This is a genomic window from Rhizobium sp. NFR03 (assembly GCF_900111275.1).
Classification (GTDB): domain Bacteria; phylum Pseudomonadota; class Alphaproteobacteria; order Rhizobiales; family Rhizobiaceae; genus Ferranicluibacter.
Genome location: NZ_FOGR01000003.1, coordinates 200,147 through 213,655, shown reverse-complemented (window position 1 = coordinate 213,655; position 13,509 = coordinate 200,147). Strand labels below are relative to the sequence as shown.

Here is a 13,509-nt window from a genome sequence, read left to right as displayed (position 1 = left end):
GAACGCGGCATCATGGCCTTGCATCTCCTCAAGCTTTGCGTCGGCGCAACGTCGATAGACGATCTGCGCGAATGGGTTGCCCATCGGGCGCTGAACGCGATGTCCGCGGGCCACGCGCCGCACTCCTTTCATACCACCCGCATGGTGCCGAAGCGGACGGAGGAACTGCTGGATGGCGGTTCGCTCTACTGGGTCATCAAAGGTCAGGTGCAGGCCCGCCAGCGCCTGCTCGACATTACCACCTTCACGGATGGCGAAGGTATCGGGCGCTGTAACCTGATCCTCGGGCCTGAAGTCATCGATACGGACTTCCAGCCGAGACGCCCTTTCCAGGGTTGGCGCTACCTGACGGAAGCCGATGCGCCGCGCGATCTCGCCTCCGAGACGGCCGATATGCCGAGCGATCTGCGCCGCGAACTGACCGAACTCGGCCTTCTCTGATCAATATACCGTTCAACGGAAACGCCCGCCGGTGGAACCACGCGGCGGGCGTTCTTCGTTCTTGGCTGAATGTAATCTACTTGATTCGAAGCCGGACCGGGCGGCGCGAGGATGGCGCCGTGACGTGGAGGTGGATCGACACATCCGGTTGCGTCGAGCGCCAGGCCCGCGCACCGTGCGTGAGGAGCATCCCCACCAGATCCTTGGTTTTGGAGCGGGGCTTGGCCCCGAGTTCCGCAATCCGCATCGCTGCCTCGTGGAGGGGATGGAGCCCCCGGCGCGGGTCGCGGCGGACCTTGTTTTCGGGAGCCAGAGGCGCTCCCGAGCCATTCTCATTCATCGACATGACTGACCCCGTTACGCAAAACAAATCCGAGGATGAGGCCGGCAAAACGTAAAAGACGCCGGCGCTCGAAAGATGGGGAAGGTTCAGCGTTGCCGCCGGCCTGCCCCGCAGTGGGCGCCTTACTGGGCGGCAGCCCAGCAGGCGAAGCCCTTCTTCTTCAGTGCGGAGCAGGCGTTCAGGGCCTTGTCCTGGCTGGAGAAGCCGGCGAAGCGGGCGCGGTACAGCTGGCTGCTGCCGCTGGATACGGCGACGGTGAAGGGCTTTGCGGCAGACAGAGCCTTGCCGCCCTTTTCCTTGGCGTTGCCGAGAAGGGTCATGGCCTGGTCCTTGTCCGGCGTTGCGCCGATCTGGATGATCCAGCCGGAAGACGGTGCAACGACGTCTTCTTCGGTGACCGGCGCGGAGACGTTCTTGGCGACGGAGTTCGTAACCTGGCGGTCGATCGAGGCGTTGCTGCCGAGCGAGGCCAGCTTCTGGCTCTGAGCTTCCAGCGTGTTGGGCTTGGCAGCGAGAACCGGATTGGCACTGACCTTGGGCTCTGCGGCATAGGCGACTTCGACGCTACGGGTCGTTTCTTCGCTATAACGGGCACCCGGCAGAGGGCCGCTGTTGGGCAGGTTGAAGCTGCCGCCGGTGACGGCTGCGGTCGAGACAGCCTGCTCTTCGGTTGCCGACAGGGTCGGCGCATCCTGCGTTTCCGCAACGAGGTTGCCACTGCCGCTGCGCGAGGCAGCCGGCATGTACTTGGCAACGAGCGCCCGCATCTGGGCGTCGCGGGCACCGCCCGACTTGCCGCCGAGCACGACGCCGACGATGCTGCGGCCATCGGCCTGGGCCGAGGTCACGAGGTTGAAGCCTGCAGCGCGGGTGTAACCGGTCTTGATGCCGTCGACGCCGCGGACATTGCCGAGAAGCCGGTTGTGATTGCCGATGACCTGCTTGCCGAAGCGGAAGCTGCGGGTGGAGAAGTAGCTGTAATACTGTGGGAAATGCTGGCGAAGCGCCATGCCGAGCCGCGCCTGGTCGCGCGCCGTCGTCATCTGCGCGTCGTTCGGCAGGCCGTTGGCGTTGCGATAGGTGGTGCGCGTCATGCCGAGCGCACGGGCCTTGTTCGTCATGATGCGGGCGAAGCGGTCTTCCGAGCCGCCGAGAAACTCGCCGAGAGCGGTTGCTGCATCGTTGGCGGAGCGCGTGACCAGAGCCTGGATGGCCTGCTCGACGGTGATCGTCTGGCCGGCGCGAACGCCAAGCTTGGATGGCGGTTCGGCAGAGGCCTTTTTCGTGAAGGGAACAGGCGTATCCTTGCGGACCTTGCCGGCTTCCAGCGCTTCGAAGGTGAGGTAGAGGGTCATCATCTTCGTCAGCGAAGCCGGATAGCGCAGGCTATCGGCATCTTCGCTGTAGAGCACCTTGCCGGTTTTCGCATCGACGACGATGCCGGCGTAATTGGCTGCCAGGGCTGGTGCTGCGAAAACACAGACCGCCATGACGGAGGCAACGATCATACGTGAAGCCGCTTTGAAGAATGGGGTCGGCTGACGCTCGGTGGAACCGTTCAATGTTGGCATGGACACTACGCTTCTCTTCATTCTCAGATCAAAAATTGTCTTCCGGGCATCGCCCCCCTACGGACGACCGTTCCCCAGACTTTATCCTCACAGCGTTACCAATCGGTTTATGATGAAGGATTGGTTTCAAAATCGGCACAGATGCCGAACTGGCCTGACGAATGCGTCAGCGAACAAGCTTCGCCTCGACGAAGTGGAGAACAGCATCGTCGATGGCGCGCCATTGTGGCAGCAATTGGCTGGAGAACCGGTAAAGCACAACAAGGTCTTGGCCCGCGTGGACGTCGCGCTGGCAGTCCGCGCTGGTTGCAAGCTCCGGGCGCTCCGGCAGGATGCAGCGAATGCCGTAATCACCGGATGCCCCTGCGCTTCCGGGAGGGCCGGTAAAGAAAACTTCAGCGGCGTAGCCGGATCCGGCCTTCATTCGGTGCGCCGTCAGGCCTGCGGGCCCCTCCGACGGGTTTCCCTCGAACAGATGGCTGTAGATCGGCGCGATCCGGCCCGACATATCTCGTGACATGGTGCTCTGGGAGATCTGCAGGAAGATCAGGCCATCGGTGCGCGTAACATCGTTGAAACGGTTTCGCGTCTCGTCGCTGTAGCCCTGCAACTCCGGCCATGTGGCGTACAGATCGACCCGCTCGGCAGAGCCTGTCTGGCGCTGTTCGGCAAAACGGATGTGGTTGGATGGCAGTCGCAGGTGATCGGTGCCGATCACGATATTGTTGTCGTCCGTGCTGGTGGTGTTGCCGCCGAGGGCAAGCGTCTTGCCGAGGCGCTCACCGCCGACGCAGATGGCCACCGTCAGGCCGGCGAGAATTCCGAGCATCATGCCTGCACGCAGCAGAAGGCGGGAGCCCGGATTGCCGAAGGTCGGGCCGGATGGTGCGGATGTCGCAGCGAGCTCTGACGAAGTGGTCATCCAGTCGTTCCAGCATCCCTCCCGGCGCGGCGCGCGCCTGTGTCGAGCCGACACGTGTTCGACCTCCACAGGATCGATGGGCACGGATGAACGAACCGCAAATCGATACGGTATCAGGCTGGGGGAAGAAGGTTAATTTTACGTAAACCGAATGTACCGATGGATGCGCATGAAAAAGGCCGGCTCCGGGGACAGCGGAGCCGGCCGAGAGGGTCGCCGATGACGGGGATCACCGTGCAGACCCAAACTTACGTGCTGGAATAAGGGGTGTCGCCTGGCCGGGACTTACTGTGTGCGAACGCTACCGACGGCGACGGCGCGACCATCCTGCAGCTTGACCCACCGGCCTGCGTTTTCCACCGACTGGCGCTTCAGATAGGTGTACTCCGTGTCCGACCAGATCAGCACCTTGCTGCGCATATTGTCGAGAATGAAGTCGCCACGGTCCGTGCGCACGGTCAGCACCGCATGGCCGTCGCCGTTTGGCTGAAGCACCACCGTGATGAGCAGGTTGCCGGGAGCAATGCCGGCCTGCATCAGCTCGCGACGCTTCAGAAGAACGTAATCCTCGCAATCGCCGACGGTATCCGGGTAAGCCCAATGCTCTTCGACACCGTAGATTTCCTTGTCCGTCATCGGCGTGATCTGCTCGTTCACGTCGTAGTTGACCTCCAGAATAGTCTTCCATGTCTCGCGCGTCAGTGTCATCGGCGCGGCTTTGGTCGGGTTGGCGCGGCATTCGTCCGGTGCCGTGCGGCAGAATTCGTAATGTCCGACAGGCGGATTGGTCGGGCCTTCCGTTTCCATGTTCGCTGGGAATGCGACTGCGGAGGTCGTGAGGACCAGAAAGCCGAGTGCGCCGAAGATGCCTGCTTTGAAGCTTGTTGTTCTTGTCATTGTCCGTGTCCCCGTTACAGGCACAGAATGACACGGACACTTTGACCTCAGCCAAAAATGCGAAGTAAAACAAAGTACAAATGCGGATAAACTGAATATAAAAGACGAAGAAAATTGAAATTGTATTTGAAGAGTGTTTTAGGAAAATTCGTCGAAAATTTTATGGAAGTCAGTAAGCTGCGGACGACGCGAATTGGCTAAAGCACAGTTTTACTGAAGAAAAATGGTAAATTCGGACAGGCGGTCGCCTGCGGTCTGCACGTGTTCAAGCTGGGAAGGCGGACGTGTTTGGACGCAGGCCTGCGTCCAGTAATGGGAATTTGGCCGCGTTTTTGTTCATCATCTGGTTAGGATAATCTCGAAAGGCCTGTTGTGGGCTTTGTAAGCGGAGATCATCGGCTCGGAGAAGAGGCGCCGGCCATGTTGCGTCGGGCGCACGCTGTCGAACAGCGGCAGCCGATCGCTGAAAACGCGCAGAAAGCATATCCGCTACAAGGGCGGACTACGCCTGTCGGATGTCGAGGAGGGGAAGTATCAGAGGAATTCGCGCAGCGTATCGCGAGACTGGACGCCCAGAAACTCGATGGCGACACCTTCCTGGAAGTGACGCACGATGCGTCCGCGCATGTTGCCGAGCAGCATGGGCGTGCCGAGTTCGAAACGGTATTCCGTATCGACGGCGGCACCGGAGAGCGAAAGGTCGATGATACGGCAGGCGTAACGCGTGCCGTCTTCCAGCGTGATTTCCGTCTGGGTCTTGCGCGGCGCCAGTCGGTCGTGACGACGGTCTTCCGGCAGGCCGAGTTCGTGCTTGTTGGCAATCCAGGTCAGCTGGGCCGCGAGCTTGTCGCGTTTGCGCTCGGTGGCATTGATGCGAACCGTAAAGGACCCGTCGGCCAGCCGCGATACCAGCCCTTCAATGCGACCGACATGATCGACATAGGCAATCACACGTTCGCCGATCCGCGGGCGCGCGGTTGTGGCAAGGAACACGTCGCCGGGCGACATTTCCGTGGCGATGCAGTCATATTCTTCATGATTGGCAAGCATGAGGCGGCCACCGAGATTCACGGTGACGCGCTGGAACGAGCCTTCATCATGCGGCTTCGACGTCGCTGCGCGGGATTGATTGAAATTAAACATAGCGACGCGCCCGTTGGACTTTGCGTCATCAGGAATACTCGACCCGGGTTAATAGAGTCTTCGAATGCAACCTCATCGTTCCTTGCCGCCATCCATGACCGAGAGGTGCATGACCCGAGCGAGCACCTGACGAAGCGCCGAATCACGTGTTTGAGACGCGAAGCTGCGCGCGACCGCTACCCGTGGCGAAATCTCCGTAACCACTGCGTCCCGGTCCGGAAATTCGGCATGATCGAGGGACAGGAAGGGCAGGGGCTGTGCTCCGATCCAGACCGGTCGCGACACCGGGGTGAGCGAACCGAAGATCCTGTCGTTCCCGCCGTCTCCCGAGCGGAGGGGCAGAAGGACGAGTTCGATGGCCAAATGATCGCCCTGCGCGGTTGTGCCGGATGCGGCGATCAGGGCAGGTTCACCCGCGAGCATCACCCTGCCTGTAACGGCGGATAAAGCCTCCATATCTGCAGAGGACCAGAGACTGTCGAGCCGGGCACCGCGCAGTTCGCGCACGAACAGGGAGCAAAGGCGCGTGCCGGCCAGACGAAACCGGGGAGATGCCACGCGACCACGGGTGGTCTCGACGTCTTCGAGAATGAAGACATCCGGGAGGGCATAACGGATCGCGCCGGGATCGAGCTGATCACGGGACGGAATGCGGCCGTTGCTGCGGAGGCTCTGCCAATACCGGAATATATCGGCCGATGTGCGCGTCTTCATGTCGATCGTCCCGCTTTGGCGCACAACCGTCCTGCATCGGAGCGATGAGGAGCCTGTTGGCGTGCTGCAACCCGTGTCTCGCAAGTCGCGTGCCAAGTCCTCGTTAAGGATAACGAGGCGTCCTTCTCGATAGGCATCCCGGAAGTTGGTGAACGACGACGACGTTTCGGAAGTTCGCCTTCGGGAAGGTCTCTCTATGGAAGAGACGGGTGCTTGCCAGCCGCAGCTGGGCAGGGGATAAACGCCGCTCGCACCCGACGACCGAAAGCATATGACCATGACCGACCGAGACAACGTGCCACTGCCCGACACGCCGCGACATCCCGAATCTCCCGCGATGGACGGACACGCTGACGAGGGAACGGAAGCCGCCAGCCCGGCGGCGAAGGCGATATCACAAGGCGCAAGGCAGGAAGGCGCAGAGGGGAACGCGACGGATCGGCAGGGGCCGCCTGAAACAGACCAGTTCGATGAAGCTGGATACGGGCCGGAGCCAGCTGCTCGCGAGCCCGCCTTCAACCTGCCATCGAGCCTTGTCTGGATCCTGACGGTTCTCGTCGTCATCCATGCCGTGCGCACGTATCTGCTTTCGGTCGAAATCGATGACGAATTGATCTTCAACTTCGCGTTTCTGCCGGCCCGATACGATCACCCGCTGGCAGAACAGGGACTGGCCTGGCTCTGGACGCCCGTCACCTATTCCTTCCTGCACGGCTCGTGGGAACACCTCATCTTCAACGCCTTCTGGATGCTCGCCTTCGGTGCGCCGGTCGTTCGCCGGATCGGCGCGGGCAGGCTGGCGGTCTTCTGGTGTCTTTCCGCCATTGCGGCGGTCGGGCTGCACCTCGCCCTTCACTGGGGCGATATGACCGTCGTCATCGGCGCTTCGGGTGTGGTCGCCGGCCTGATGGGTGCGGCCGCACGCTTCGTCTTCTCGCCGAGCGGCCGCATCAGCCGCCAGTTCGCCCATCGAAATCCGCTCCTCACCATCAAAGAGGCTTTGTCGAATCGATCTGTCCTCTTCTTCGCCGGAGTCTGGTTCGCGACGAACCTCCTGATCGGGCTTGGTATGTTCACGCTCGATGGTGGTGCCGGCATCGCATGGGAAGCCCATATCGGCGGCTTTCTCTTCGGCTTCCTGTTCTTCGGCCTGATCGATCCACAAGATGGATATGGCGGACGCGCGCAGCAGGACTGAAAGCCGGGCCTGAAAATCAGGTTGTCCGCATTTCCGTTTCGCGACGGATGGGCTATTCTTTGCCTGCGTCAAACTGTCTCAGGCGCGTCGGAAACGGGAGGTTTCGAATGACGGTGAAGAGGATACTGGACGAGAAGGGCCGCAAGGTCGTGACCATCGCATTGGACAAGGCCGTGCGGGACGCAGCGGCGCTCCTTGAGGAAAACCGGATCGGGGCGATCGTTGTGCTGGATGACCGGCAGGAGATTATCGGTCTGCTGGCGGAGCGTGACGTGGTGGCCGCTATCGCGCGTTACGGCGCCGAGTGCCTCGACCGGAAAGTGGCAGAGGTCATGTGCCGCGATGTCCATACATGCCATGAGGAAATGGAAATCGAAGCCGTCATGGAAATCATGAACAGCCGCCGCGCTCGCCATCTGCCCGTCGCCCGCAATGGCCGTCTCGTCGGTATCGTCTCGATCGGCGATGCCGTGCGCAGCCATATCCGCGCCATCGAGCATGAGACCCGCGAGATCAAGGCCTATATCGCTGGCTGAGACGTGAACGGGAGACCGTCATGTGCGATCAGCGCAACACGGTCTCCTGCAGACGCCTGAGTTCGGTCAGGCGGTTCTTGGTTTCCACATAGCCACGGTCGATGGCCTCGCCAGCGCGATGGAACTCCGAAAGGCCGATATCGCTGAGTTTCGGATGAAGCGAAAGGTCCGGCGGATCGCCGGCGAGCTTCGCACGTGAAATGCGATCCTGGATGACGTTGAAGGCCTGGACCATGACGCTGGTCATGCCGAGGCGCGCGACGGGTGTGGCTGTCTGCTGGTGTTCGGGATGCGCCACCGGGTCGCCGGCCCGCAGCTTGATAACGGCCGAGCGACCGTAAAGGTCATATTGCAGATTGACGGCCACCACGAGCGGCTGCTCGTAAGCGCGGCACACCGACACCGGAACCGGATTGACCAGCGCGCCATCGACCAGCATTCGCCCGTTGCAACGGATGGGCTCGAAAATGCCGGGCAGGGCGTAGGATGCCCGCAAGGCCGTGATCAGCGACCCTTCCGTAAGCCAGACTTCATGACCCGACTTGATATCCGTGGCGATGGCGACGAATGGCCGGCCGAGGTTTTCGATCAGCACATCGTCGAGATGCTCCTGCATGCGCCTGGTCAGCCGCAGACCGCCAAAAAGCCCGCCGCCGCCGATGGCCAGATCCAGCAACCCGGCAATGCGCCGCATGGTCAGCGATCGCGCGAACGTCTCCAACTCGTCCAGCTTGCCCGCGAGGTAACAGCCGCCGACAAGGGCGCCGATCGAGGTGCCCGCGATCATGCCGACGGGAATGCCCTCCTCGTCCAGCGCGCGTAGCACCCCGATATGGGCCCAGCCGCGGGCAGCGCCGCCGCCTAGCGCGAGCGCGATTCGTGTTTTTTCCGGAGCGACGATCAAGGTCCGGCCGGTCCCTTCCTGCTGGTGCCGGGCAGGTGCGCTGCCCATGCCGTCATGCGGTGCCGGATTTTCCGCACCCGTTCCATGTCGAGAGAAAGTCCAGTTCAGCATGGGGCACCTGTCCACCAACCCGGCCGGGCCTCAACGGAAGCCAATGGCCTTACGTCGGGATATTAGAGCGCCAACTGCATTGAAACTTCGTTTACCGCGGCAGGAACTGTCTCAAATAAAAGCAGATGCTCATTTCTTATCGTAAACCATATGCGGATCGAAGTGCCTGACATCATCGCGCACGGTCAACGTCACTGTGCCATCCGCAATATCCACCGAGCGGTAGAAGCACGAGCGCCGTCCCGTGTGGCACGTCGCATCATGTCCGGCGACCTTGACCCGCAGCCACACGGCATCCTGATCACAGTCGGTTCGCAATTCGACGACCGTCTGGAGATTGCCCGACGTTTCACCCTTCTTCCAGAGCGCCTTGCGCGATCGGCTGTAATAATGTGCGATTCCGGTCTCGACGGTCAGGGCCAGCGCTTCCGCGTTCATGTGCGCCACCATCAGCAACATGCCGTCCTCGGCATCCGTCACGACAGCCGTTACCAGCCCGTGCGAATCGAACCGGGGGGTGAAGGCAAGCCCTTCTTCGACCTGGGCATGATCGGACGATGGCTGGGCAAAGACGAGAGGCATGAATTGAACTCCGGCTGAAATGAGCGATCGCGCTATATCAAAACGCGTGCTTCTCGAATTTTACAGCCATGCAGCCAACGGAACAATGGCGGTTATCTACGACAGGATAGACCAGACGTGAGAAAGGCCGGCACGCATTGCGCTGCCAGCCTTTGCCACTTCCAGCTACCGGATGGCGATTCAGCGAAACCCGCGCACCATCGACATGAAGCGTGCCTGCTCGGCCGCATCCGTCTTGAACGATCCGGTAAATGTCGTCGTCAGTGTGGTCGAGCCCTGCTTCAGCACGCCGCGCATGGCCATGCACATATGCTCGGCTTCGATCATTACGGCCACACCGCGCGGGCGCAGCGTTTCGTTGATCGCACCTGCGATCTGCGCCGTCATGCTTTCCTGCGTTTGCAGTCGGCGGCCGAAGATGTCGACGACGCGGGCGATCTTCGACAGGCCGAGAACGCGGCCCTCTGGCAGGTAGGCGACATGCGCGCGGCCGACGACCGGCAGCATGTGATGCTCGCAATGCGAATGGAAGGTAATGTCCTTTACCAGCACGATATCGTCGAAGCCGGCGACTTCCTCGAAGGTGCGGCCCAGGACGTCCTCTGCAGCGAGATCATAGCCCGAGAACAGTTCCTTGTAGGCTTTCACCACGCGCGCCGGCGTATCGAGCAGGCCCTCGCGCTGCGGATCGTCGCCAGCCCAACGCAGGAGAACACGAACGGCGTCCTCGGCTTCCTTTTGCGACGGCCGACCGTCAACGTCCGTTTGCGACGGAAAATTCTTCACGATGGCATCCATGATGGCCTCTGCTGCGTGGCGCGTAGCTTGACGTTGATCTTTACGGACAACTCGCCACTCACCGGTCGCCTGCGCATGTCGTCAGGCTTCGGCTGCCGTTGGCGGGCTCCGGGGCTTCGCGGAAAGAGAGGTCAAGGCTCTCTCCCGTTCGGCACGGTTCCCCAAACAACAGGCGACAGCAGCGGCTCTGCTCTGTCGCCTTTTCCGTCGATACCATATAATATAAGCCAAGGTGTGTAAAAGAGCCCTACGCGACGCCCTGGTTCTTTTTTCCGCTATGGTGGAGAAAATCCTCCGCCTGCTTCTTATATCCACGCGAAATCATATCGATTGCCCGTTCGACCTGCGGACGGACATGACAGCGGGATGGCCGTATCATGGATGACATTTACAACAGCCGCATTCTTGAGTTTGCCGGAAACATTCCTCGCAGCGGACGCCTTGAGCCTGCGGATGCCGAGGCCTCCGCGCATTCAAAACTTTGCGGCTCCAAGGTCAAGGTGACCATCCGGATGATCGATGGGCACATCACGGATTTCGCTCACGATGTCAAAGCGTGTGCGCTGGGTCAGGCCTCGTCATCGATCATGGCGCGCAACATCGTTGGCGCGAGTGTGGAGGAAGTGCGGGCGGCGCGTGACGCGATGCTCGCCATGCTGAAGGCGGACGGTGAGGGGCCGGACGGACGGTTCTCCGACATGCGCATCCTGCGGCCCGTAAAGGACTACAAGGCACGGCATGCCTCGACCATGCTGACCTTCGACGCGGTCGTGGACGCGATCGGACAGGTGGAAGCCGCTCGGTCTGCAGCGTCCGCAATGGACAAGGCGACCGCCTGACCATGTGCGACGGCAAAGCCGACTGCCGACATGACGCCGGTGAACCGGGCCCCTACCGCGGCCGCAACTGGCGGGGTCCGTTCCCACGAACACCGGGGCGGCTTGGCGGCATGGCGCTGATCCGCCTCTATCAGCTGACGCTGTCGAGCTTCATCGGCAATGGCTGCCGCCATATACCGACCTGTTCGGAATACGGCTACGAGGCCATCGCCCGCCACGGTCTCTGGCCCGGCAGCTGGATGACGCTTTACCGGATCGCCCGTTGCGGCCCCGGTGGCAAAGGAGGGCTCGATCCTGTGCCTTCACAGCTTGTGGGCAGATTGCGCTGGCTGGCCCCCTGGCGCCGCTCCTCCTGAATGTCGGCCTCTTTCCAGAGCGGGTAAATCCCTTTATACCGCGCGCGTCATAGAGAAGAACCGCTTGCGCGCGCATTTCGGCCGCAGCCGGCCCCATTCATTGCATACCCACCCGCATTCGTTGGCGGGACTGGATAGGAGAAACAGCATGTCCGTTGCCCTCACATTCCCCGATGGCTCGATTCGCGAATTTGCAGCCGGCACGACCGGCCGCGAGGTCGCCGAGTCGATTTCCAAGTCGCTTGCCAAGAAGGCCGTCGCCATCGCGCTCGACGGCACGCTGCGCGATTTGTCCGATCCAATCGAGAACGGTCGCCTCGAGATCGTCACCCGCGAAGACCCGCGCGCGCTGGAACTGATCCGTCACGATGCCGCCCACGTCATGGCGGAGGCCGTGCAGGAGCTTTGGCCCGGTACGCAGGTGACGATCGGGCCGGTCATCGAGAACGGCTTCTACTACGATTTCGCCAAGGCCGAGCCCTTCACGCCGGACGATCTGCCAAAGATCGAAAAACGCATGAAGGAGATCATTCAGCGCAACAAGCCCTTCACCAAGGAAGTGTGGCCGCGCGAGAAGGCCCGGCAGATCTTCGCCGACAAGGGGGAAGCCTACAAGGTTGAACTGGTCGATGCGATTGCCGAGGGCCAGGACCTCAAGATCTATTACCAGGGCGACTGGTTCGACCTCTGCCGCGGGCCGCACATGGCATCCACGGGACAGATCGGTACGGCCTTCAAGCTGATGAAGGTCGCTGGCGCCTACTGGCGCGGCGACAGCAACAACCCGATGCTGACCCGCATCTACGGCACGGCCTGGCACAGCCAGGAAGACCTGGACCGCTATCTGAACGTTCTGGCAGAAGCCGAAAAGCGCGATCACCGCAAGCTCGGCCGCGAAATGGACCTGTTCCATTTCCAGGAAGAAGGTCCGGGCGTCGTCTTCTGGCACGGAAAGGGCTGGCGCATCTTCCAGACGCTCGTTGCCTACATGCGCCGTCGCCTCGCTGGCACCTATCAGGAGGTCAACGCACCACAGGTTCTGGACAAGTCTCTTTGGGAAACGTCCGGCCACTGGGGCTGGTATCGCGACAACATGTTCAAGGTGACGGTCGCGGGGGATGACACGGACGACGATCGTGTTTTCGCGCTGAAGCCGATGAACTGCCCGGGCCACGTGCAGATCTTCAAGCACGGCCTGAAGTCGTACCGCGAACTACCTATCCGTCTTGCAGAATTCGGCAATGTTCACCGCTACGAGCCCTCCGGTGCTTTGCACGGGTTGATGCGCGTACGCGGCTTCACGCAGGACGATGCGCATGTCTTCTGCACCGACGAGCAGATGGCCGCCGAGTGCCTGCGCATCAACGACCTGATCCTCTCCGTCTACGAGGATTTCGGTTTCGACGAGGTCGTGGTCAAGCTCTCCACCCGCCCGGAAAAGCGTGTCGGTTCGGATGACCTGTGGGACCGTGCCGAAAGCGTGATGATGGACGTGCTGAAGACCATCGAGGCCCAGTCCGAAGGCCGTATCAAGACCGGTATCCTGCCGGGCGAGGGTGCCTTCTACGGCCCCAAGTTCGAGTATACGCTGAAGGATGCGATCGGCCGGGAATGGCAGTGCGGCACGACGCAGGTCGATTTCAACCTGCCGGAGCGCTTTGGTGCTTTCTACATCGACAGCAACTCGGAGAAGACCAAACCGGTCATGATCCACCGTGCCATCTGTGGCTCGATGGAGCGGTTCCTCGGCATTCTTATCGAGAACTTCGCCGGCCACATGCCGCTGTGGGTCTCGCCGCTGCAGATCGTCGTTGCCACCATCACGTCCGAGGCCGATGCCTATGGCGAGGAAGTGGCCGAACTCCTGCGCGAAGCAGGTCTCACGGTCGAGACCGATTTCCGCAACGAGAAGATCAACTACAAGGTCCGCGAGCACTCGGTCACCAAGGTGCCGGTGATCATCGTCTGCGGCAAGCGGGAAGCGGAAGAGCGCACCGTCAACATCCGCCGCCTGGGCTCACAGGCTCAGACGCCGATGACGCTCGACGAAGCCATTGCAAGCCTCGTGGAGGAAGCGACACCGCCGGATCTTCGCCGGAAGGCCGAAGCGAAGAAAGCACGCGCTGCCGCAGCGGTGTGAATGCTTGAACCGAT

At 61.4% G+C, this 13,509-nt stretch carries 15 protein-coding genes; 6 read left to right on the top strand and 9 right to left on the bottom strand.

Annotated elements, in window-relative coordinates; translation table 11 throughout:
* Nucleotides 1-12: 12 nt before the first annotated feature.
* Nucleotides 13-441: a DUF1489 family protein gene (locus tag BSG19_RS10715; protein WP_092987729.1), complete on the top strand. Its 429-nt coding sequence runs from the start codon at nucleotides 13-15 to the stop codon at nucleotides 439-441.
* A 76-nt stretch (nucleotides 442-517) separates the two neighbouring features.
* Here BSG19_RS10715 and BSG19_RS10710 read toward each other — a convergent pair whose 3' ends face one another.
* The 6 genes from BSG19_RS10710 to BSG19_RS26025 all read right to left on the bottom strand — a co-directional run bounded on the left by BSG19_RS10710 (nucleotide 518) and on the right by BSG19_RS26025 (nucleotide 6,031).
* A complete protein-coding gene (locus tag BSG19_RS10710; protein ID WP_092987727.1) occupies nucleotides 518-787 on the bottom strand; it encodes a hypothetical protein in 270 nt (89 codons plus the stop codon).
* Nucleotides 788-906: 119 nt separating this feature from the next.
* The gene (locus BSG19_RS10705; protein WP_092987725.1) at nucleotides 907-2,355 is read right to left on the bottom strand and encodes a D-alanyl-D-alanine carboxypeptidase; all 1,449 of its coding nucleotides are present in this window, start codon (nucleotides 2,353-2,355) and stop codon (nucleotides 907-909) included.
* Nucleotides 2,356-2,521: 166 nt separating this feature from the next.
* Nucleotides 2,522-3,277, bottom strand: coding sequence for a hypothetical protein (locus BSG19_RS10700; RefSeq protein WP_244529204.1), 756 nt, complete (start codon nucleotides 3,275-3,277; stop codon nucleotides 2,522-2,524).
* Nucleotides 3,278-3,562: 285 nt separating this feature from the next.
* The gene (locus BSG19_RS10695; RefSeq protein ID WP_092987723.1) at nucleotides 3,563-4,174 is read right to left on the bottom strand and encodes a transglutaminase-like cysteine peptidase; all 612 of its coding nucleotides are present in this window, start codon (nucleotides 4,172-4,174) and stop codon (nucleotides 3,563-3,565) included.
* A 534-nt stretch (nucleotides 4,175-4,708) separates the two neighbouring features.
* Nucleotides 4,709-5,317: a PilZ domain-containing protein gene (locus BSG19_RS10690; protein ID WP_092987721.1), complete on the bottom strand. Its 609-nt coding sequence runs from the start codon at nucleotides 5,315-5,317 to the stop codon at nucleotides 4,709-4,711.
* 72 nt (nucleotides 5,318-5,389) lie between these two features.
* Nucleotides 5,390-6,031 carry a PAS domain-containing protein gene (locus BSG19_RS26025; RefSeq protein ID WP_170865926.1) on the bottom strand — a complete coding sequence of 214 codons (642 nt, stop codon included), beginning with the start codon at nucleotides 6,029-6,031 and terminating at the stop codon, nucleotides 5,390-5,392.
* Nucleotides 6,032-6,302: 271 nt separating this feature from the next.
* Between BSG19_RS26025 and BSG19_RS10680 the strand changes: the two genes are divergently transcribed.
* A complete protein-coding gene (locus BSG19_RS10680) occupies nucleotides 6,303-7,229 on the top strand; it encodes a rhomboid family intramembrane serine protease (protein WP_244529203.1) in 927 nt (308 codons plus the stop codon).
* Nucleotides 7,230-7,336: 107 nt separating this feature from the next.
* Nucleotides 7,337-7,765 (top strand): CBS domain-containing protein, encoded by a 429-nt coding sequence (locus tag BSG19_RS10675; protein ID WP_092987719.1) that lies wholly within the window; start codon nucleotides 7,337-7,339, stop codon nucleotides 7,763-7,765.
* Nucleotides 7,766-7,793: 28 nt separating this feature from the next.
* Here the strand turns inward: BSG19_RS10675 and BSG19_RS10670 are convergent, their stop codons facing one another.
* The 3 genes from BSG19_RS10670 to folE all read right to left on the bottom strand — a co-directional run bounded on the left by BSG19_RS10670 (nucleotide 7,794) and on the right by folE (nucleotide 10,160).
* Complete coding sequence (locus tag BSG19_RS10670) at nucleotides 7,794-8,780, bottom strand: patatin-like phospholipase family protein (RefSeq protein ID WP_170865925.1); 987 nt, start codon at nucleotides 8,778-8,780, stop codon at nucleotides 7,794-7,796.
* A 129-nt stretch (nucleotides 8,781-8,909) separates the two neighbouring features.
* Nucleotides 8,910-9,362 (bottom strand): phosphoribosyl-AMP cyclohydrolase, encoded by a 453-nt coding sequence (hisI, locus tag BSG19_RS10665; protein ID WP_092987715.1) that lies wholly within the window; start codon nucleotides 9,360-9,362, stop codon nucleotides 8,910-8,912.
* 180 nt (nucleotides 9,363-9,542) lie between these two features.
* Nucleotides 9,543-10,160 (bottom strand): GTP cyclohydrolase I FolE, encoded by a 618-nt coding sequence (gene folE, locus BSG19_RS10660; protein WP_092987714.1) that lies wholly within the window; start codon nucleotides 10,158-10,160, stop codon nucleotides 9,543-9,545.
* Between the two features lie 374 nt (nucleotides 10,161-10,534).
* Between folE and BSG19_RS10655 the strand changes: the two genes are divergently transcribed.
* The 3 genes from BSG19_RS10655 (at nucleotide 10,535) to thrS (ending at nucleotide 13,495) form a co-directional block, all read left to right on the top strand.
* A complete protein-coding gene (locus BSG19_RS10655; RefSeq protein ID WP_092987713.1) occupies nucleotides 10,535-10,999 on the top strand; it encodes an iron-sulfur cluster assembly scaffold protein in 465 nt (154 codons plus the stop codon).
* 2 nt (nucleotides 11,000-11,001) lie between these two features.
* Entirely contained in the window at nucleotides 11,002-11,355 is a 354-nt protein-coding gene (gene yidD, locus BSG19_RS10650; protein WP_092987712.1) for a membrane protein insertion efficiency factor YidD, read from the top strand.
* A gap of 148 nt (nucleotides 11,356-11,503) precedes the next feature.
* Complete coding sequence (thrS, locus tag BSG19_RS10645) at nucleotides 11,504-13,495, top strand: threonine--tRNA ligase (RefSeq protein WP_092987711.1); 1,992 nt, start codon at nucleotides 11,504-11,506, stop codon at nucleotides 13,493-13,495.
* Nucleotides 13,496-13,509 lie beyond the last annotated feature (14 nt).

Coding starts and splice junctions, on each gene's coding strand:
- BSG19_RS10715 (WP_092987729.1), top strand. CDS start 13: ATGGCCTTGCATCTCCTCAAGCTTTGCGTCGGCGCAACGTCGATAGAC.
- BSG19_RS10710 (WP_092987727.1), bottom strand. CDS start 787: ATGTCGATGAATGAGAATGGCTCGGGAGCGCCTCTGGCTCCCGAAAAC.
- BSG19_RS10705 (WP_092987725.1), bottom strand. CDS start 2,355: ATGCCAACATTGAACGGTTCCACCGAGCGTCAGCCGACCCCATTCTTC.
- BSG19_RS10700 (WP_244529204.1), bottom strand. CDS start 3,277: ATGACCACTTCGTCAGAGCTCGCTGCGACATCCGCACCATCCGGCCCG.
- BSG19_RS10695 (WP_092987723.1), bottom strand. CDS start 4,174: ATGACAAGAACAACAAGCTTCAAAGCAGGCATCTTCGGCGCACTCGGC.
- BSG19_RS10690 (WP_092987721.1), bottom strand. CDS start 5,317: ATGTTTAATTTCAATCAATCCCGCGCAGCGACGTCGAAGCCGCATGAT.
- BSG19_RS26025 (WP_170865926.1), bottom strand. CDS start 6,031: ATGAAGACGCGCACATCGGCCGATATATTCCGGTATTGGCAGAGCCTC.
- BSG19_RS10680 (WP_244529203.1), top strand. CDS start 6,303: ATGACCATGACCGACCGAGACAACGTGCCACTGCCCGACACGCCGCGA.
- BSG19_RS10675 (WP_092987719.1), top strand. CDS start 7,337: ATGACGGTGAAGAGGATACTGGACGAGAAGGGCCGCAAGGTCGTGACC.
- BSG19_RS10670 (WP_170865925.1), bottom strand. CDS start 8,780: ATGCTGAACTGGACTTTCTCTCGACATGGAACGGGTGCGGAAAATCCG.
- hisI (WP_092987715.1), bottom strand. CDS start 9,362: ATGCCTCTCGTCTTTGCCCAGCCATCGTCCGATCATGCCCAGGTCGAA.
- folE (WP_092987714.1), bottom strand. CDS start 10,160: ATGGATGCCATCGTGAAGAATTTTCCGTCGCAAACGGACGTTGACGGT.
- yidD (WP_092987712.1), top strand. CDS start 11,002: ATGTGCGACGGCAAAGCCGACTGCCGACATGACGCCGGTGAACCGGGC.
- thrS (WP_092987711.1), top strand. CDS start 11,504: ATGTCCGTTGCCCTCACATTCCCCGATGGCTCGATTCGCGAATTTGCA.